Origin of the sequence: Paenibacillus glycinis (assembly GCF_009909185.1) — a bacterium.
In the GTDB taxonomy this organism is placed as follows: Bacteria; Bacillota; Bacilli; order Paenibacillales; family Paenibacillaceae; genus Paenibacillus_Z; species Paenibacillus_Z glycinis.
In genome coordinates this window covers 68,851-87,218 of sequence record NZ_JAAAMV010000012.1, presented here as the reverse complement: position 1 = coordinate 87,218, position 18,368 = coordinate 68,851, and the positions used below count along the sequence as shown (strand labels likewise).

Here is an 18,368-nt window from a genome sequence, read left to right as displayed (position 1 = left end):
AAACGAGAGGAGCGCGTAACATGGATCGCTACAGACCGAGGTATCATTTCACGCCGCCGCGCAATTGGATGAACGACCCGAACGGCCCTTTTCATTTGCATGGCGAGTACCATCTGTTCTACCAGCACAATCCGTCCGGCAAGGAATGGGGAGACATCCACTGGGGGCACGCCAAGAGCCTGGATCTCGTCCATTGGGAACGGCTGCCCGTCGCGCTCGCGCCTTCGAAGGAGTTGGGGGAGCTTCACTGCTATTCCGGCTGCGCGGTCGTCGACGGCGACGAGGTGACGCTGTTCTATACGAGCATCGGCGAGGGCGAACGGAACGCGACGACAGGCGCGCAGCAGTGGACCGCCCGAAGCGGGGATACGGTAGACTGGCGGAAGCCGGATTATAATCCCGTCCTGACGGCCGAGCTTCACGGGGACCTTCGCGTCACGGAATGGCGGGACCCGTACGTGTGGAAAGAAGGCGGCGAATGGAACATGCTGCTCGGCGGCATCGCGGAGGGCAAGGGCTGCGGGCTGATCTATCGTTCGGCGGATCTGAAGGATTGGCGCTTCGGCGGTTTATTCCACCAGGGGGAAGAGGGCATCTGGGAATGCCCGCATATCTTCCGGTTCGGCGATAAAGCCGTCGTGTGCTATTCGCCGAGCGGCCCGGTCGGCTACGTCTCGGGCACGTTCGCGTCCGACGGATTCTCGGAAGTGGCACGCCGCGGCATCGTCGATTACGGAGGCTGGGAAGGCTTCTACGCTTCGACGGGATTCGTCGACGAGCGGGGTCGGCGCGTCCTGCTCGGCTGGATGCCGGAGAGCAGGGGGGAGAATTTCCCGGTGCCGCTCGAGTGGACGGGCGCCTTGGCGCTGCCGCGCTTGGTGGACCTGAAACCGAACGGCGCGCTCGCGATCACGCCGATTCCCGAGCTGGAAGCATTGCGGGGCGAACGCCGGAGTTGGGCGGATGTGCGGGTCGGCACGGACCCGTTCGACCCGGGAGTGGCGTCGTCCTCCTTCGAGTGCGCGCTCGACATCGAGCTGCCTACCGGCGGCGTCGGCGAATTGACCGTCTCCGTGCTTGCGTCCGCTTGCGGCCGGGAACATACGGACGTGCGCGTCGATTTCGCGGGGGGTACGATCACCGTCGACCGTTCGGCGTCGAGCCTGTTCCCGGAGGTGCGCAAGTCTCCCCTTGTCGGCCGGTTCAATCTGGAGGAGGGGGAACGCGCGCTCAAGCTGCGCCTGTTCGTCGATCAGTCGTCCATCGAACTGTTCGCCGGCGACGAGACCTGCATCTCGGCGCGGGTCTATCCTTCCTTGGACGATAGCCATGGCATGCGGCTGCAAGCGGACGGAGCGGTTCGCGTGGCCGATATGGCGTTCTGGGAAATGAAAGCGGCCGAGTACCGTTAAGCGGGAGCTGCAGCGCGGACATGGCGACTTTGCATAGTTCCGAAGGCTGTTTGAAAGAGGCGGTCGACAAGCGTCGGCCGCTTTTTTTCTGCTGCCCGATCGGCGCCGTCCTCGAGCCTGTCCAAGCCGACGCTCCGCAGAACCTCACGCCCGGCGTCACTTTCCCTAGTCATTTCGGTCGTACTCCTATACAATTATAGACATAGGTACGACCAGAATGATTCACGCGACCAAGGAGGTTAGCCCAAATGAATAATCGCGTCGTCGTCATGATCAGCATCGTGCTGGCCATGCTCGTGGCGTCCATGGATTCGACGATCATCAATACGACGATTCCCATCATCGTGAAGGACCTGGGCGGCGCCAAGCTGTACGCCTGGGTGTTCACCGCCTATATGATCGCGTCCACCGTGCTCTCGCCGCTCGCGGGAAGATTGTCCGACTTGTTCGGGCGCAAACGGATCTTCGCCGTGGGCATCCTGTTGTTCCTGGGCGGTTCCCTGCTGTGCGGATTCTCGCAGACGATGGCGCAGCTCGTGATCTTCCGCGCCGTTCAAGGCATCGGCGCCGGCTTCATGCTGCCGTTCCCGGCCATCCTGGCGGGCGACCTGTTCCCGGTCGAGCAGCGCGGCAAGATCCAAGCGTTCTTCACCGCGATGTGGGGGCTGTCCGCCGTGCTTGCGCCGCTGCTCGGCTCGCTGTTCGTCGAGTATTTGAGCTGGCACTGGATTTTCTTCGTCAATCTGCCGATCTGCCTCGTCTCGTTCCTGACGCTGCTGCCCTACAAGGAAGTGTACGTGCCGAAGAAATCGTCAATCGACGTGCTCGGCGCGCTGCTGTTCTCCGGCGGCGTCTCGCTGCTGCTGGCCACGACCATCGTCGAACGCGGCGTGATCTGGTACGCGGCGGGCGGCATCGTGCTGATCGCGGCGTTCTTCCTGTACGAGCGGCGGCACGCGTCGCCGATCGTGCCGCTCTCGCTGCTGCGCAACAAGCCGGTTTCCTGGATGCTGGCGGGCTCGCTCCTCTCGTACATGGCGCTCTTCGGCGCTTCGAGCTTCGTGCCGCTGTTCGTGCAGAACCAAGGCCATTCTCTGCTCGTCAGCGGGGTGGCGCTGCTGTTCGTGGCGTTCGGCTGGATGGCCGTGTCGGTGCCGGCGGGCAAATGGGTGCTGCGCTACGGCTACAAGCCGCTGCTGATCGCGGGGAATATCATGCTGATCGCGACGGGCCTGCTCCTGCTGGAATTCCGGGAAAGCACGCCGCTCGCGTTCGTATTCCTGGCGATGACGGTTTACGGCCTGGCGTACGGGCTGCTTTCCACGGTGTCCATCATCGGTTCGCAGCAGTTGGTCGAGGCGCACGAAAAAGGCATCTCGACCTCGCTCCAAATGTTCGCGCGCAACATCGGCACGGCCGTCGGGGTCACGGTCATGGGCGCCTTCGTGACGAAGACCGTTCACTTCTACGACGGGATTCACAAGCTCTTCTTGTTCGGACTGATCATGAGCCTGATCGCCTTCATTCCGCCGTTTGCCCAGCGCGGACAGGCGCGCGAAGCGGTCAAGAAACCGGCTTGAAAACGGAACCATCCTTATTTCCAAAAAAAAGCGACAAAAAAGTCGCTTTTTTTGCTTTTTCGACACGTTATTCTCTATTAAAATAGGGTAAACTAGTAAAATAGCAATTTAGCACAGTCACGTAACAAAGCTTCGAAGGAAGTGACCATTCGAATGCCGGACATGAACCTCCCGGTTTCGGCAAGGCCCGTCCTGAGGCGGGCGAGAAGGAAGCCCTGGCTGCTCCCGCTCATGCTGTTGTCGCTGGCGGGTTTGATCGTTCTCAATTCCCCGTTCAAGGAGCGGCTCTGGCCGCAGCCGGGCGACGTGCCGGTCGAACCGGTGCCGCCGGTCGAGGCGCTTCATCCCGTCGTGGCCGCCAAGATGACGGAGCTGATCAAGCTGACCTCCAAGGCCGGCATCACGATCCTGATCACCGACGGCTTCCGCAGCAGCCTGGAGCAGGACGTGCTGTACGAGCAAGGACGCACCGCGAAGGGACAGGTCGTCACCAACGCCAAAGGCGGCGCCTCGTACCACAACTACGGACTGGCGATCGATTTCGCGCTGCGCACTTCGGAGGGGGACGCGATCTGGGATTTGACATACGACGGCAACCATAACGGCAAGGCCGATTGGTCGGAGGTCGTCGCCATCGCCAAATCGCTCGGCTTCGCATGGGGCGGCGATTGGAAGAGCTTCAAGGATTATCCGCATTTGCAGATGGATTTCGGTTATTCCATCGACGAGCTGAAGCGCGGCAAGCGGCCGCCCGACGACGTAAAGCCATAGCGGGGAAGAACGCGGAAAGCCGTCCGCGGCAGGGCGGTTTTCGCAAGCGTCCAAGTATTGTCGAAAATTCCACATTTCCGATTGACATACTGGGATATTACCGTATATAGTAAGTTTCAGAGCTTAAGAGAGAAGAATAGGGAGGCAGTATCTACATGAAATTCCAGAAACGCGCGGGCCTCGCGCTCGCACTTATCCTTGCGGTCGTACTCGTCTTGTCCGCATGCGGCAACAAAGCGGACAACGCGAATAACGCTGCCGGCAACGGCGGCAACGCCCCGGCGAACTCCGGCAACGCGGCGGCAGGCGGCGATTCCGCTGTCGATTCGTTGAAAGGCAAGAAAATCGCACTTATCATGCAGTTCAATCAAGGCACGTTCTCGGCGCAATACGTCGACGGCGTTACGAAGCAAGTCGAGAAATTCGGCGGCAAAGTCACCGTCCTCGCTTCGGATAACGACCTGAGCAAAATGGTCACCAACCTCGATACGGCCATCAACCAAAAATACGACGGCATCCTGATCGACCACGGCAACGCGGACGCGCTGACGAACGGCGTCAATAAAGCGGTCGCGGCCGGCATTCCGGTCGTCGCATTCGACTCGGGCCTCGCGATCGATGGCGTAACGAGCCTGGCGCAGAACGATCAGATGCTGGCAGATAAATCGCTTGAGGCGCTGGCGAAAGACGCCGGCGGCAAAGGCAACATCGTTAAAGTATGGGTCGCCGGCTTCCCGCCGATGGAAAGCCGCCAAATCACGTACGCAAGCTTCCTGAAGAAGTATCCGGACATTAAGGAAATCTCCCAATTCGGCGACGCGAACTCGCCGCAGCTCGACGCGCAAACGCGCATGGAAGCGATCCTGAAGCAGTATCCGGAGAAGGGCAGCATCACGGCGGTATGGGCAGCATGGGATGAATTCGCGAAAGGCGTCACGAACGCGATCAAGCAAGCCGGCCGTACGGAAATCAAAGTCTACGGCATCGACATGAGCGACGAGGACTTGGCGCTGATTCAAGATCCGACTAGCCCATGGGTTGCAGCCGCTGGCGCGGATCCTTCCTCGATCGGACAAGTTCAAGTGCGTTACCTGTACCAAAAGCTGCACGGCGACAAAGCGGACGCAACGGTTCAAATCGAGCCGGTCTTCGTAAGCCGCGACATGCTTCCGACGGACAAGAAAGTCACGACCGCCGACCTCGGCGAGTACGTGGAAGGCTGGGGCAAGAGCGACCAAGGCAACACGGACTACCTCAAAGAGCTGGAGCAAGCCGTCGGCAAGTAAGCACGAAAATCGCATTAAAGCACGGCGCGGGTATAACCGCGCCGTTTCCTGCTGTTTATGAGTCTAGAAGTGTTAGCGATTTTATAATCTTTAGCCTGGTGAAGAAGCGACCGGAGGTCGATTGGAGTCGGAACAGCGTAGCGTTCGCCTTTGTAGCCGAATTTCAACCTATTAATGATTAATCTAATCAAAGAAATCCGGCTACAACAGCGAGTGCAGACCCAATTGACCACAGGGAGCGGGCTTTCACCATGTTTAATTATTCCAGCGAAGCGCGAAAGGGGAATTAGGATGGTTTCTGGACAGCCAGTACGGACGGCCCGTCTGCTGCGCATGAGCGGGATCGGCAAGTCCTTCGCGGGCGTGGCCGCGCTGAAGAACGTCGATTTCGAGCTGCGCGGCGGCGAGGTTCATGCCCTGCTCGGCGCGAACGGCGCAGGCAAGAGCACGCTGATGAAAATATTATCCGGCGCATACGAGGGCGACGAAGGCACGATCGAGATCGACGGCCAGACGCTGCTCGTCCGCTCGCCGGCGGATGCGAAGAAGAACGGCATTCACTGCGTCTATCAGGAAGTCGACACGTCGCTCGTGCAGCATTTGAGCGTCGCGGAAAATATCATGCTGGACCGTCTGGCGTCCTCGGAAGGCGGCAAGTGGATCTCGTGGGGCAAGCTCAACGAGGAAGCCGCGCAGGTGCTGGCGAGGCTTGGCCTGCAGATCGACGTGCTGCGCAGCGTGTCCGAGCTGACGCTCGCCGAGAAGCAGCTCGTGCTGATCGCCCGCCTCTTCGCGCAGGAAGCGAAGTTCGTCATCCTCGACGAGCCGACCGCGCCGCTCAGCATGGAGGAAGCGGACCGGCTGTTCAGCCTGATGGAAGGGTTGAAGGCGGCCGGCATCGGCATCGTCTTCATCTCGCACCGGCTGCCGGAGGTATTCCGGGTGAGCGACCGGATCACGGTCATGCGCGACGGCGGGGTCGTCATGAACGAGCCCGCGGCCGAGACCGATGCGGGCGCCGTCATTCGCGCGATGCTGGGCAAATCGTTCGAGGAAGAATACCCGAAGCTGGAGGCGAGCATCGGCGAGCCGTTATTGGTGACGCGGGGGCTTGCGGCGGGCAGGCGCGTGCGCGGCGTCGACTTGACCGTCCGCAGCGGCGAGATCGTCGCGGTCGTCGGGCTGGTCGGCGCGGGCAAGACGGAGCTGTCCAGGCTGCTATTCGGCGCGGATGTCGCGGAGAAGGGAACCATCGAGCTCGGCGGGAAAAACATCCTGCCCCGCTCGCCGGCCGAAGGCGTGGAAGCGGGCATCGTGCTCGTGCCGGAGGAACGGCGCAAGGAGGGCATTCTCGTCCGGGAGTCCGTGCTGCATAACCTCAGCCTGCCGATCCTGCGTTCGCTCAGCCGCTTCAGCCTGATCTCGGGCGCCAAAGAGAGGCGTTACGCCGAGAACGTCATCGGACGGCTTGGCATCAAAGCATCCCATCCCGAAATTGCGACCGCGTTCCTGAGCGGCGGCAATCAGCAGAAGGTCGCGATCGGCAAGTGGACGAGCACGGACGCCAAGATCTTCATGTTCGACGAGCCGACCAAGGGCGTCGATATCGGCGCGAAGCGCGATATTTTCCGGATCATCGGGGAGCTGGCGCAGCAAGGCAAGGGGATTCTGTATTTAACCTGCGAATTCGCCGAGGCGCTGGGCCTCGCCGACCGGATCCTCGTGCTGTGCGACGGCGAGATCGTTCGCTCGTTCGACCGGGGCGAGGCGACGCAGGAAGATTTGCTTTATTATGCGAGTGCGGGTAAGGAGGAATTGGCGTGAACAATCGGCTGCTGCAATTCTCGTTCAAGTACGGGGCGATCATTTTCATCGGGATCGTGCTGTTGTTCTTTTCGCTCTACAATCAATATTTCTTCACGTACAACAACCTGGCGGATATATTGCGGTCCATCTCCATCGTGACGTTCGTCGCGATCGGCGTGACGATCTCGCTGACGGTCGACGGCTTCGACTTGTCCGTCGGCTCCACCGTATCGCTGGCCACCGTGCTCTCGGCGACGCTGATGGTCTGGTTCCAGATGCCGCTGGTGCTGGTCATCGTCATTCCGCTCGTCTTCGGCGCCATCGTCGGCCTGATCAACGCCTTCTTGATCGTCAAGGTTCGAATTCCGGACTTGCTCGCGACGCTGGCCGTCATGTACATCGTCAGCGGCGTGCATAAGACGTACACGAAGGGCTACTCCATCTACAGCAACATGCAGATGCAGGACGGTACCAAAGCGCCCGGCGTCATGACGAAGGAATTTTTATGGATCGGCCAAGGCAAGCTGCTCGGCGTGCCGTTCCCGGTTATCCTGATGGTGATCGCGGTCGTGGCGGCGCATTTGTTCTTCAAGTATACGCGGCTCGGCCGCCAGATGATCATGATGGGCGGCAACGAGGAAGCGGCCCGCCTGTCCGGTCTTCGCGTCAAGCGCGTTCGCACGTACGCGTACGTCGCGTCCGGCGTGCTGGCGGCGATCGGCGGCATCCTGTTCGCGGCCCGCGTCGGCAACGGCCAGGTCGACGCCGGTTCGCCGATGCTCATGGAAGCGGTGGCGGCGGTATTCGTCGGCTACTCCGTCTTCGGCGCGGGACGCCCGAACGTCATCGGGACGTTCTTCGGGGCGATCTTGATCGGCGTGCTGGTCAACGGCATGACGATGCTGAACGTGGAGTATTACACGACGGACATCATCAAGGGCGCGGTGCTGGTGCTCGCGCTCGCGGTCACGTTCATTCATTTGAATCGCCGGAAGAACGGTTAAGTAGGATCGCGAAAGCCCGGGACATGCATCCCGGGCTTTTTTGGGTTCAATCCGTTTAGACATCGCCCGCAAGATAAGAGGGGGAAAAGAAGAAGAAGTACGTCGGCGAACGGATGAATCGAATGGGCCAGTCTGTCAATACTAGGCAGAAAAGGCAGCGCGGCCCGCATTCGACGCGATCCCGGCTGCCGTGATTGGATTTACGTCACGTTCAATCCCTTGCTCCGCATGAAGTCGGTCAAGCCCTGCAGCGGCATGTTCGTCTTCAGCTTGGCGATATTCGCGCCCGACCAGCCGCCGGCGCGGTTGTTCTCGCTGCGGGTTTGATAATAGCGCTCTATGCCGAGGTCGTAAGCCTCGATGCGCGCGCGCTGCTCGGCGTCGGGCGCGTAGCGGTTCTCGAAATAGACGGCGTCCATCGGGAGGCGGGGCTTGATCTCGGGCTCTTGGTCCGGCACGCCGACGGCGATGCCGAAGAGCGGCATGACGTGAGCGGGCAGCTGCAGCATCTCGTCCAGGCGCTTGATGTCCCGGTTGACGGAGCCCATGATGACGGCGCCGAGGCCCATCGACTCGGCGGCAAGGACGGCGTTCTGGGCGGCCAGCGCGGCGTCGACGACGGCGATCTGATAGAAGGCGGCGCTCGCCAGCATGCCCGACATTTGCTGCTGATCCTCTTCGCTGCCCATCACGCCGACCCGGTGGAGGTCCGCGCAGAAGATGAACAGATGCCCGTTGTCCTCGACATACGGCGTGCGGGTCGTGTCCCGAAGCTCGCGTTTCAAGGCGGGATCGGTCAAGCCGATGATAGAGTAAGATTGCATGAAGCTGGAGGACGCGGCCATTTGGGCAGCCTGCACGATCGTGGCGATCTGCGCCTGCGTCAGGCGCTCGTTCGTGAATTTGCGGATGGAACGGTGATTCATGATGGTGGCAAGGACCTCGTTGGCCGTGGCGACGACTTCGTTGCGCATAGGGGATTCCACTCCTCTTTCGTTTATTATGTTTCCTGGAAACAATATAGCATGACGTCAGGAAGCCGTCAATATTGTTTCTCGGAAACATTATTTACGGCCATGCGTTCGCTCTGCTATAATGGGAACGACGATACGCATAGACGGAAGGAGGCAAGCCCGATGCCGCATACCCATGACGAAAAGCTGCTGCGCGAGGTCATCGACGCCTTCTCTCAGTTCGCCTTGAAGATCCAGCAGGAGGATGACGAGGAGAAGGAATGGCTGCTTGCGCAAGGACTCGATCCGGACGTGGAAGAGGCGCTGCAGGATATGACGCCGATGATGCTTCACGTCCTGGACGCGATCGGCAAGCTGGGACGGGCGAACGGAATCGCGTTGTCCACCCGCTACGGATTCCCGAAGGGCACCGTCTCCAAGGTAACGAAACGGTTGGCATCGCGGAATCTCATCGTGATCGAGTCGCTGCCGGGCAACAAGAAGGAGCTGCATTTCTCGATCACGCCGCTAGGCGAGAAGGTATACGCGCTTCATGAACGGCTCGACGAGCAAATTCAGGCCGGGGCGGTCCGGTTCATGGCGGATTATTCGCCGGAGCAGCTGCATTTCGTGAAGGAATTCATGCAGAAGCTGGTTCGAACCTCGTTCATCGAGCTGCAGCAAAGTCAATCGGATTCGGCGCAGGCCGAACCGGAGGCGCCGCGGCGGGAACGAACGTAAGCGCGGCCAGGCTATGCAGCCGATGGTGCGGGGTGCGCTGGGGCGAAAGAAATGAGTTGCAGCGCAGCGAGCCGAGCAGGCAGCGGATGCGCGTGCTTCCGCTGCCTGCCAAAGGCGAAGCGATGGCGTCGGGGCAGGCGCAGCCTGTGGCGAAGAAGCGCGTAAACGCGGCTGACGCGCAATCGTTAACGTCGCTAAGCGAAAAGCATCCAAAAGAACGCAGGCACGCATGCGATTCCGGACGAAACGGGCAGAACGCTCGCAGACAGCGCCGGCTTGTTAATTTGTTCGTTTATGTTAAAATGAGTCACAAGATCGAATGGCTGCCGATATGACCGGCGGCACGGTTCGTTGAAATAGGTGCGAGGTGCAACGATGCTGCCATTACAGCGCAAGCAGGCGGTGCTCGGCTTCCTGGAGGAGCGCGGGGCCGCGACGATGAAGGAGCTGAGCGACCGGTTCGGCGTATCGGAGATGACGGTTCGGCGGGATGTAAGCGAGCTGGAAAAGGAAGGCCGCGTGCAGCGTTCCCACGGCGGCGTGGTCTATCGGGATTCCGCGGGCCTGGCGAACGGAGAGGAACCCGATCTCGCCTCCAAGCATGCCAGCAACCGCGGCGTGAAGGAACGGCTGGCCGCCTATGCGGCGGAGCGGTTCGTGCGCGAAGGCGACGTGATCGTGCTGGAGAACGGGACGACCGTTTCCCGGATGGCGGAGCTGCTCGGCGCGTTCAGCCGGCTGACGCTGCTGACGAACGGCATGGATACGCTCGCGGCGTTCCGGCGTTCGGTCACGGAGGAGCGGACGGTCATCTGCTGCGGCGGCATGCTGCGGGAAGTGTCGGGCACGTTCGTCGGACCGGTTGCGGAGGAGTTTTTCGGCCGCTATCATGCGGACACGCTCTTCCTGTCGGCGCTCGGCTATTCGCCGGAAGCGGGCTTCTCGGACCCGAACCTGCTCGATACGCAGGTGAAGAAGGCGATGATCCGCTCCGCCGGCAAAGTCGTCATGTTGCTGGATTCGTCGAAGATCGGAAAACGGTTCTTGTCCACGGTCGCGCAGCTGACCGACATTCACGCGTTCATCACGGACGCGGGCATAGCGGAGGCCGATGCGGCATTCATACGGGCGAGCGGGACGGAGCTTCATATCGTGTAGCAGGAAAGGAGTACTGGAGTTCGATGCGACCTGCAGGTCGCGGAGGACGAAGGGCTCCTTTTTATTGTGTTCATTTATGTTAATTCGTGATATATTACGATAAAAGGCGTGAATGAAGGAGCTAACGCGAATGGCATACGATAAAAGTCCGGAGACGGCGATACCCGGCTGGGAGAACGAGGCGTGGTCAGGCTACGAGGCGATCGGCGCGCGCCTTCGCGGCGCGGTCGAAGGACGGGGACAGGACAAGACCGTGGTCGTCGTCGAATGCTACCCCGGCGTTCGGCAGGACGAGATCATCGCAGGACTGAGCGGGGCGCTGCGGCCCGTCGCGGTCATCCAGGCGGAGGAAGCGGCGCTCTCGGCGGCCGAAGTCGATCGCAAAGCGGAACGCTTCCTGACGGAGGATCGCGTGTTCGGATATATGGCGCCTTTCGATATCGGCGAGTTTTACGACGCCGAGGGCATCGCGAAGCTGCGGCGGGAGATCGATGCGGTGGAGCGCGGCATCGTCCTCGTCATCGGATTCGGCGCCTCGCTCGTCGCCAAGGCCGACATGGCGGTATATGCCGACATGGCCCGCTGGGAGATCCAGCTGCGCTACCGCGCGAAGGAAGCCGGCAATTGGCGGACGGCCAAGCAGGAGACGGATATCCTCCGAATGTACAAGCGCGGCTTCTTCTTCGAATGGCGCATGGCGGACCGCCTGAAGAAACGTCTGCTCGGCGGCATCGATTATTACCTGGACACCAACGCCGAATCGGCGCCGAACATGCTCACGCGGGCGGCGCTGTTCGCGGGGCTGGCCCGGACGGCCGCGCAGCCGTTCCGGCTCGTGCCGTACTTCGACCCCGGCGTCTGGGGCGGCACGTGGCTCGAGGCGAACATCGGCTTGCCCGCGAAGCAGCATCCGTATGCCTGGGGCTTCGACGGCGTGCCGGAGGAGAACAGCCTGTATTTGCGCTACGGCGGCGTGCGGGTGGAGCTCCCGGCGATCAATCTCGTGTTCTTCGAATCGATCCGCCTGCTCGGGGAGAAGGTGTATTCGCGCTTCGGCGCGGAGTTCCCGATCCGGTTCGACTTTCTGGATACGATCGGCGGGCAGAACCTGAGCCTCCAGGTGCATCCGACGACGGAATACATCCGCGAGCAGTTCGGCATGGCGTACACGCAGGACGAAAGCTATTACATTCTCGAAGCGGCTCCCGGCGCCGAGGTGTACCTGGGGCTGCGGGACAACGTAGATCCGGAAGCGATGTTGGGCGACTTGCGCCGTGCGCAGGAAGGCGGCTTCGCATTCCCGGCGGAGCAATACGTCAACGTGTACCCGGCGGCCAAGCACGATCATTTTCTCATCCCGGCAGGCACGGTCCACTGCTCGGGCTCCGGCTCCATGGTGCTGGAGATCAGCGCGACGCCGTATATCTTCACCTTCAAGCTGTGGGACTGGGATCGTCTCGGCCTCGACGGCAAGCCGCGACCGGTGCATGTCGAGCACGGCAGCAAGGTCATCGCATGGGACCGGACGACGCAATGGACGACGGATTCCTGCGTGAATGCCGTGCGGACGATCGCCGAGGGCGAAGGCTGGCGGGAAGAACGGACGGGGCTGCACGAGCTGGAATTCATCGAGACGCGCCGCCATTGGTTCTCGGTTCCGGTACGCCACGCGGGCAACGGCAGCGTGCATATGCTGAACCTCATCGAGGGCGAGGAAGCGACCGTGGAGAGCCCTGACGGCGCGTTCGAGCCGTTCGTCGTCCGGTACGCGGAGACGTTCATCGTCCCGGCATCCGTGGACGCGTACGTGATTCGCCCGAGCGGACCGAGCGAGGGGCGGACGATCGCCACGATCAAGGCGTATGTCCGAGCGTAACCGGGGGCGGAGAGGATGGAGCTGGAACCGATGACGAATGCGGATATAATTAAGGCGATGGATTCGAATGCAAATTCGGATGCAAATAGGGATGCAAATACGGATGCGAATGCGATTACGAATGCAAATGCGATTACGAATGCGAATGCGATTACGAATGCGATAACCTATATGAATACGGTCACGGAACCGACCTTTAAGAATCTGATTCTCGCGTTCGACGTCGGCGGCACGCAGATCAAGGCGGCCGCGGTGCAGAACGGCCGCGTCCTGGCGGGCACGATCGGGCATTACGACGCCCGGTCCGGCGAGAGCGCCGATGCCGTCATCGCGCATTTCGGCGATATCGCGGCGGATCTCGCGGCGAAAGCCGGCCCGGACGCGGGCACGATTCGCGGCATCGGCCTTGCCTTCCCCGGTCCGTTCGATTACCCGAACGGTATCAGTCTCATCCGGGGACTCGGCAAGTTCGAGTCCCTGTACGGGCTGAACGTCGGCGCGCTGCTGACGGAGGCGATCCGCGGGGATGCGCGGCTCGCGCCGCGGCTGGCGGCGGACTGCCGCATCGTCTTCGAGAACGACGCGGCGCTGTTCGGTCTCGGCGAGGCCGGCTACGGCGAAGCGCGAGGCGCGGGGCGCACCGTCTGCTTGACGCTCGGAACGGGGCTCGGCTCCTGCTTTCTGGAGGACGGCGCATTGATCAAGCAGCGGGCGGACGTGCCGGACAACGGCTGGCTGTACGCGGCGCCTTACCGGGACGGCATCGCCGACGATTTCCTCTCGAGGCGGGGCTTTCTGCGCCTGGCGGCAGAGCTCGGGCATGACGCGGACGGGCTGGACGTGCGGGATTTCGCGGAGGCCGCCGCTGGCGGCGACGGCGCGGCGAAGCAGCTGTTCGCCGCGTTCGGCAAACGCATGGCGGCCATCCTGGCTGGGCCGCTGCTGCGATTCCGGCCTGAGCGCATCGTGCTCGGCGGGCAGATTTCCAAGAGCGGCAGCTTGTTCGCGCCGGTCTTCGAAGCGGAGCTGGCCGGCGCCGGACTCGCGGCGGACGTGCGCGTCAGCCCGGATACGCTCGCGAGCACGTTTAAGGGGATTTATGATTTAAGCCGTTAACGAGGCAGTCGGGACGTGAACTTGCTTGCGTTCCGGGCTGCCTTTTTATTTCGAATCGGCACGCATTGGGTACCCGATCGTGAGAGCCGTTTATCGAACGAGAGGGCATTTCTTGATTCAAGCCGGCACTGCGCGCGACGTTGAATTGTCCGGAGAGACGGGATAGAATGGACGAAAAGCTTCAGCTTGTTGGATGCGGAGGTGCGAACGATTGGGAAGGCAACGCGTAGGCAGTTACAGCTTCATCGCGATTATCGTCGGACTTCTCGTCGGCATCGCTACCGTTCTCGGGCAGGGCGTACTGCCGGGGAATTGGAATTCGCTCGCCAATTCCGGCACCGTGTGGCTGATCCCGGCCTTTTTCATCGGGGGCCTCGGCACGACGAGGAGGAGAGCGATGGCCGGCGCCGCGATCTCGCTGATCGGCATGGTGGCCGGTTATTACGGGTACGCCAAATTCGTGCAGCATGTGCCGCATTCGCTGTACTACATCGCGGTATGGTCGGCGGCCGCGGTGGTCGGCGGGGTGATTTTCGGACTCGGCGGTAACTTGTGGAGACGGGAACGCGGCGGATGGCATATGGCCGGAAGCGGGCTGCTCGGCGGCCTGTTCGTGACGGAAGGACTTCATATTTTAACCCATGCGGGGTATGGTCATATGCGCGCCGTAGGGTGGACAGAGCTCGCGGTCGGCTTTGTTTGGATCCTTGTGCTGGAACGTTCATGGCCGGCGCGCTTCCTCTCCCTGGCCGCCATGCTTCCGGTCGTTGCTTTGGGGATGATCGGATACGGACTATTGAATGCCGTAACTTCGTAGATGCGTTTCCGTCTCTGTATTTTTTCCAAATGGACGACAACGCTTTCAAAATTCACGCCCGCAGGATCGCGTTCTTCGACCCAGGCCGCACGGCGCTTCGCGGCGTTTTCTTGCGTTATCCGCGTACTGTAAGATTCCGCCAAGGCGTAATTTTCCTGCCGAAATATTCTATAATCGAGGTGTCATCCTAGATGAACTGCTTTCATTTTCCTGCGGCATCGGACACTTCAAAATCGAGGAGGAACAAGCGGCATGAATGTCAAATTGGGGATGCGGATTCCGCCTAAAATCGGCGCGGAAGGCATCGAGAAGACCGCGCAATGGGCGGCAAGCGTCGGACTGGAAGTATTGGATCTTCCGAGGCTGACGCCGGAATGGAAAACGGCCTGCGAGTCGGCCGGTCTCGGCATCGGGTCCGTCGACGCGAAACATACCGCGCAGCTGCTCAGCCGGGAGGAAGCCCGCCGCGCGGACGCGGTAGAGGCGACGAAACGGGAAATGTCGGAGATCGCGGCGCAGGGCGGACGCGTGCTGTTCATGTGCCTGGTTCCGGAAGACCGGACGCTTCCGCGGAGCGAAGGCTTCGCGATCTGGAAAGAAACCTTTCCGGAGATCGTCCGGCATGCGGAGCAGCAAGGGATCTACATCGCGATCGAAGGCTGGCCGGGACCGGCCCCGCATTATCCGACGCTCGGCTGCACGCCCGAGATGTGGCGGGCGATGTTCGAAGCGATTCCGTCGAAGCATTTCGGCCTGAACTACGACCCGTCTCACCTGGTCCGTCTCGGCATCGATTACATCCGGGCGCTGACCGAATTCGGCGAGCGCGTCAATCACGTCCATGGCAAGGATACGGAGATCCTGCATGACGAGCTGTACGAATGCGGCGTGCTGGAGGCGACCTTCGGCGCGAAGTACGGGTTCTCCGAGGGCTCGTGGCGCTATACGATTCCCGGCCACGGCGACGTCGAATGGGGCAAAGTGGCCGTTCGACTGGACCGTCTCGGCTACTCGGGCGCGGTCAGCATCGAGCTGGAGGATCACCGCTTCTGGGGCTCGCTCGAAGCGGAGCGCGAAGGCATCGTAAAGGCCGCGTCGCATCTGGCGACGTATTTCAAATAAACGGGCTCGGCTGCTCGAGCTCGGCATGACCGGAAAGGAGCTGCCTCGCAGTCATCTACGGATGATCGTGGGAGAGCTCCTTTTTGGCATGTTGGTATGCGGATTGAAATGGAATACGGATGCGAACCGGCGTGGAATTTCGAATGCGAATCGGCGTGGATTTCGGATGCGAACCGGTGTGGAATTTCGAATGCCGGATCCGCGTGGAATTTCGGATGCGAACCGGTTGTGGAATTTCGAATGCGGATCCGCGTGGAATTTCGAATGTGAATCGGTGTGGAATTTCGAATGCGGATCCGCGTGGAAATCGGATGCAGGTCGGCGAGAGGCCTTTCTTCAGGCAAATTGCTGCAAAACTGCATGATTTTTGCATCCGATGCCCTAAATAGAAGGGATTCCTGCAAATCTGCAGGATTCTTGGGCATTACCGCGACTACGCGATGGGAAACGGCGGATTTCCTGCATTTTAGCAGCAATTCGGCTGAGTTCTCCATATTTTGCGAGCCCATCCTGCACTTTTGCAGCATTTGTTGAGGCAGGACCTCTGAATAGGTCGCTCGAGCCGCGCAGGCGGCAGTTCTGCACCAAGGGCGTATCATCGAATCGCAGACGCGGAGACAGAGACAGTAATATCGCATGCGCCGTCAACGTTTCACCGGCAATGCCCGTAAATTTCGCGCATGCATGGGGCGTTGGCGACGCATCGCTGCACCACGGACGTACTAAGGCCTTGCGCCGTTAGCTGATTTCAGTCGCCGCTCGCGTTAAAACGTACCAGCGGCTCATCAACCTATCCATCGCTGCTGCGTAAATCGCACCAACGTCACTGCACCACGGAGACGCTAACGCCTTGCGCCGTTAGCGTCTACCCGAGGCGTTCGCATCAAAACGCACCATCAGCGCATCGCTGCACCATTGACTCCATAACGCGTTCCGCCGTTAGCGCTTCCGGAGCGCCACCAGCGGCGCCCGCTCGCAGACGCGCTAAGGCCTTGCGCCGTTAGTGCCTATCTGGCGCGCCCCTCGCGTCAAAACGCACCAGCGGCGCATCGCGCTTTCCGGCGCTTCTATAGTGTAAATCGCACCAACGGCGCATCGCCGAACCACGGATACGCTAAGGCCTTGCGCCGTTAGCGCCTATCTGGCGCGCCCCTCGCGTCAAAACGCACCAGCGGCGCATCGCCCTTTCCGGCGCTGCTATAGCGTAAATCGCACCAACGGCGCATCGCCGAACCACGGACACGCTAACGCCTTGCGCCGTTAACGCCTATCCGGCGTCGCTCGCGTCAAAACGTACCAGCGGCGCATCGCCCTTTCCGGCGCTTCTATAGCGTAAATCGCACCAGCGGCGATCGCCGCACCACGGACGCGCTAAGGCCTTGCGCCGTTAGCACCTATCTGGCGCACCGCTCGCGTCATCTCGCACCAGCGGCGATCGCCGCACCACGGACGCGCTAACGTCTTGCGTCGTTAGCGCCTATCCGGCGCCCCTCGCGTCCAAAGCGCACCAGCGGCGATTGCCGCACTATAAACGCCCTAACGCCTTGCGCCGTTCAACCCCGCCCTAACGCCTTGCGCCGTTCAACCCCGCCCTAACGCCTCCCGCCGTTCACCCCCGCTCCGGTGCCGGCCCCGTCGAAGCGCGCACCAGCAGCGTCGTCGGGAGCAGCGTTTCCGTCAGCGGGAGCTCGGGCTTGTCCAAGCGATTCAGCAAGCGTTCGACGGCGCATTCCGCGTAGAGCGGACGGTTGACGTTCATAGTCGTCGTCGGAGGCGTCGCGAGCTGGGACAGATAGCCGTTGTCGAAGCTCACGATGGAGACGTCCTCGGGCACGCGCAGGCCCATCTGCTGCAGCGCGGAGTTCACCATGAAGCCGAAGCCGTCGTTCACGCAGAACCAGGCCGTCGGCAGCGAAGGCAGCTTTTTCAGCCGGGAACGGACGCATTCGCTGTCTTCGACGGCATCCGTGATCAGCCACTGCTCCTGCAAGGACAGATCCAGCTCGAACGCCGCGAGCCGCACGCCCTCCAGCCGTTCGTAATAGCTCGGCGACAAGCGGATGTTGCCCATATAGCCGATGTCGCGGTGGCCGAGCTCGACCAGATGCCGGACGGCTTCGAAGGCGCTGAACCGGTTGTTGGTCAGAATCGTGTCGGCCTGGAGCGCCGGATGATGATGGTCGATCAGCACGGCGGGAATGCCGGTGTCCAGAACCGCCTGGATGTATGGAGTCGTGATGTGGGACAACACCAGCACCCCGTCGACGGACCGGTCCTGCAGGAAGGCGGGCAGGGTCAGCGACTCCGCTTGGTCGGGGCTGATGGATTGTATGACGAGACCGCAGCCGTTGCGGTTCAATTCTTTGTCGATGCTCAAATAAATATCGCTAAAAAAGCTTTTCATGGAAAAAGCATAATCCGAGGCGATGAGGGCAATCGTACGTTTGGATGCCGCGCTCTCGGCTTGGTCGCCCTGCCGTTTGGCGTAGGTGTAGCCCATTTCGGACGCCGTTTGCATGACGAGGCGCCGCGTTTCCTCGCTGACGCCGGGTTTTCCGGTCAATGCTTGGGAAACGGAGTTTTTGGACAGATTAAGCTTGTCGGCCACATCCTGCATCGTCACTTTCGTTTTCAATCGAATAACCTCCGTTGCCGGTCCGCTTCCGATAGGGTCGGAGCTGCGCCGTTCATCTATCATTGTTCCCAATTTCATAAGGCGTTGTCAA

14 protein-coding genes are annotated in these 18,368 nt (G+C 61.1%); 12 read left to right on the top strand and 2 right to left on the bottom strand.

Annotated elements, in window-relative coordinates:
- The first annotated feature begins 20 nt into the window (after window positions 1-20).
- From GT019_RS16025 to GT019_RS16000, 6 genes are all read left to right on the top strand, one after another.
- Complete coding sequence (locus tag GT019_RS16025; RefSeq protein ID WP_161744200.1) at window positions 21-1,412, top strand: glycoside hydrolase family 32 protein; 1,392 nt, start codon at window positions 21-23, stop codon at window positions 1,410-1,412.
- A gap of 248 nt (window positions 1,413-1,660) precedes the next feature.
- Complete coding sequence (locus tag GT019_RS16020; protein ID WP_161744199.1) at window positions 1,661-2,992, top strand: MFS transporter; 1,332 nt, start codon at window positions 1,661-1,663, stop codon at window positions 2,990-2,992.
- Window positions 2,993-3,145: 153 nt separating this feature from the next.
- Window positions 3,146-3,763: a M15 family metallopeptidase gene (locus GT019_RS16015; RefSeq protein WP_407945084.1), complete on the top strand. Its 618-nt coding sequence runs from the start codon at window positions 3,146-3,148 to the stop codon at window positions 3,761-3,763.
- Between the two features lie 155 nt (window positions 3,764-3,918).
- Entirely contained in the window at window positions 3,919-5,049 is a 1,131-nt protein-coding gene (locus tag GT019_RS16010; protein ID WP_161744198.1) for a sugar ABC transporter substrate-binding protein, read from the top strand.
- Between the two features lie 291 nt (window positions 5,050-5,340).
- The gene (locus GT019_RS16005; protein ID WP_235948321.1) at window positions 5,341-6,873 is read left to right on the top strand and encodes a sugar ABC transporter ATP-binding protein; all 1,533 of its coding nucleotides are present in this window, start codon (window positions 5,341-5,343) and stop codon (window positions 6,871-6,873) included.
- Window positions 6,870-7,859 carry an ABC transporter permease gene (locus tag GT019_RS16000; protein WP_161744197.1) on the top strand — a complete coding sequence of 330 codons (990 nt, stop codon included), beginning with the start codon at window positions 6,870-6,872 and terminating at the stop codon, window positions 7,857-7,859. The genes GT019_RS16005 and GT019_RS16000 overlap by 4 nt, the downstream gene beginning before the upstream one ends.
- Window positions 7,860-8,059: 200 nt before the next feature.
- Here GT019_RS16000 and GT019_RS15995 read toward each other — a convergent pair whose 3' ends face one another.
- Window positions 8,060-8,833, bottom strand: coding sequence for an NADPH-dependent oxidoreductase (locus GT019_RS15995; protein WP_161744196.1), 774 nt, complete (start codon window positions 8,831-8,833; stop codon window positions 8,060-8,062).
- A gap of 162 nt (window positions 8,834-8,995) precedes the next feature.
- On the opposite strand from GT019_RS15995, the gene GT019_RS15990 reads away from it, so the two are divergent.
- From GT019_RS15990 to GT019_RS15965, 6 genes are all read left to right on the top strand, one after another.
- On the top strand, window positions 8,996-9,553 hold the full coding sequence (locus GT019_RS15990) for a helix-turn-helix domain-containing protein (protein WP_161744195.1): 558 nt from the start codon (window positions 8,996-8,998) through the stop codon (window positions 9,551-9,553).
- 375 nt (window positions 9,554-9,928) lie between these two features.
- Complete coding sequence (locus tag GT019_RS15985; protein WP_161744194.1) at window positions 9,929-10,711, top strand: DeoR/GlpR family DNA-binding transcription regulator; 783 nt, start codon at window positions 9,929-9,931, stop codon at window positions 10,709-10,711.
- A 130-nt stretch (window positions 10,712-10,841) separates the two neighbouring features.
- A complete protein-coding gene (locus GT019_RS15980; protein ID WP_201755412.1) occupies window positions 10,842-12,587 on the top strand; it encodes a class I mannose-6-phosphate isomerase in 1,746 nt (581 codons plus the stop codon).
- A gap of 171 nt (window positions 12,588-12,758) precedes the next feature.
- A complete protein-coding gene (locus GT019_RS15975; protein ID WP_161744192.1) occupies window positions 12,759-13,703 on the top strand; it encodes an ROK family protein in 945 nt (314 codons plus the stop codon).
- Between the two features lie 211 nt (window positions 13,704-13,914).
- Window positions 13,915-14,520 (top strand): DUF6518 family protein, encoded by a 606-nt coding sequence (locus GT019_RS15970; RefSeq protein ID WP_235948318.1) that lies wholly within the window; start codon window positions 13,915-13,917, stop codon window positions 14,518-14,520.
- Window positions 14,521-14,772: 252 nt separating this feature from the next.
- Entirely contained in the window at window positions 14,773-15,642 is an 870-nt protein-coding gene (locus tag GT019_RS15965) for a sugar phosphate isomerase/epimerase family protein (RefSeq protein WP_161744190.1), read from the top strand.
- A 1,609-nt stretch (window positions 15,643-17,251) separates the two neighbouring features.
- Here the strand turns inward: GT019_RS15965 and GT019_RS15960 are convergent.
- Entirely contained in the window at window positions 17,252-18,277 is a 1,026-nt protein-coding gene (locus GT019_RS15960; protein WP_161744189.1) for a LacI family DNA-binding transcriptional regulator, read from the bottom strand.
- Window positions 18,278-18,368: the final 91 nt, after the last annotated feature.

What these genes read in the sequence shown, in the direction of transcription:
- GT019_RS16025 (WP_161744200.1), top strand. Translation starts at nt 21, where the DNA reads ATGGATCGCTACAGACCGAGGTATCATTTCACGCCGCCGCGCAATTGG.
- GT019_RS16020 (WP_161744199.1), top strand. Translation starts at nt 1,661, where the DNA reads ATGAATAATCGCGTCGTCGTCATGATCAGCATCGTGCTGGCCATGCTC.
- GT019_RS16015 (WP_407945084.1), top strand. Translation starts at nt 3,146, where the DNA reads ATGCCGGACATGAACCTCCCGGTTTCGGCAAGGCCCGTCCTGAGGCGG.
- GT019_RS16010 (WP_161744198.1), top strand. Translation starts at nt 3,919, where the DNA reads ATGAAATTCCAGAAACGCGCGGGCCTCGCGCTCGCACTTATCCTTGCG.
- GT019_RS16005 (WP_235948321.1), top strand. Translation starts at nt 5,341, where the DNA reads ATGGTTTCTGGACAGCCAGTACGGACGGCCCGTCTGCTGCGCATGAGC.
- GT019_RS15995 (WP_161744196.1), bottom strand. Translation starts at nt 8,833, where the DNA reads ATGCGCAACGAAGTCGTCGCCACGGCCAACGAGGTCCTTGCCACCATC.
- GT019_RS15990 (WP_161744195.1), top strand. Translation starts at nt 8,996, where the DNA reads ATGCCGCATACCCATGACGAAAAGCTGCTGCGCGAGGTCATCGACGCC.
- GT019_RS15985 (WP_161744194.1), top strand. Translation starts at nt 9,929, where the DNA reads ATGCTGCCATTACAGCGCAAGCAGGCGGTGCTCGGCTTCCTGGAGGAG.
- GT019_RS15980 (WP_201755412.1), top strand. Translation starts at nt 10,842, where the DNA reads ATGGCATACGATAAAAGTCCGGAGACGGCGATACCCGGCTGGGAGAAC.
- GT019_RS15975 (WP_161744192.1), top strand. Translation starts at nt 12,759, where the DNA reads ATGAATACGGTCACGGAACCGACCTTTAAGAATCTGATTCTCGCGTTC.
- GT019_RS15965 (WP_161744190.1), top strand. Translation starts at nt 14,773, where the DNA reads ATGAATGTCAAATTGGGGATGCGGATTCCGCCTAAAATCGGCGCGGAA.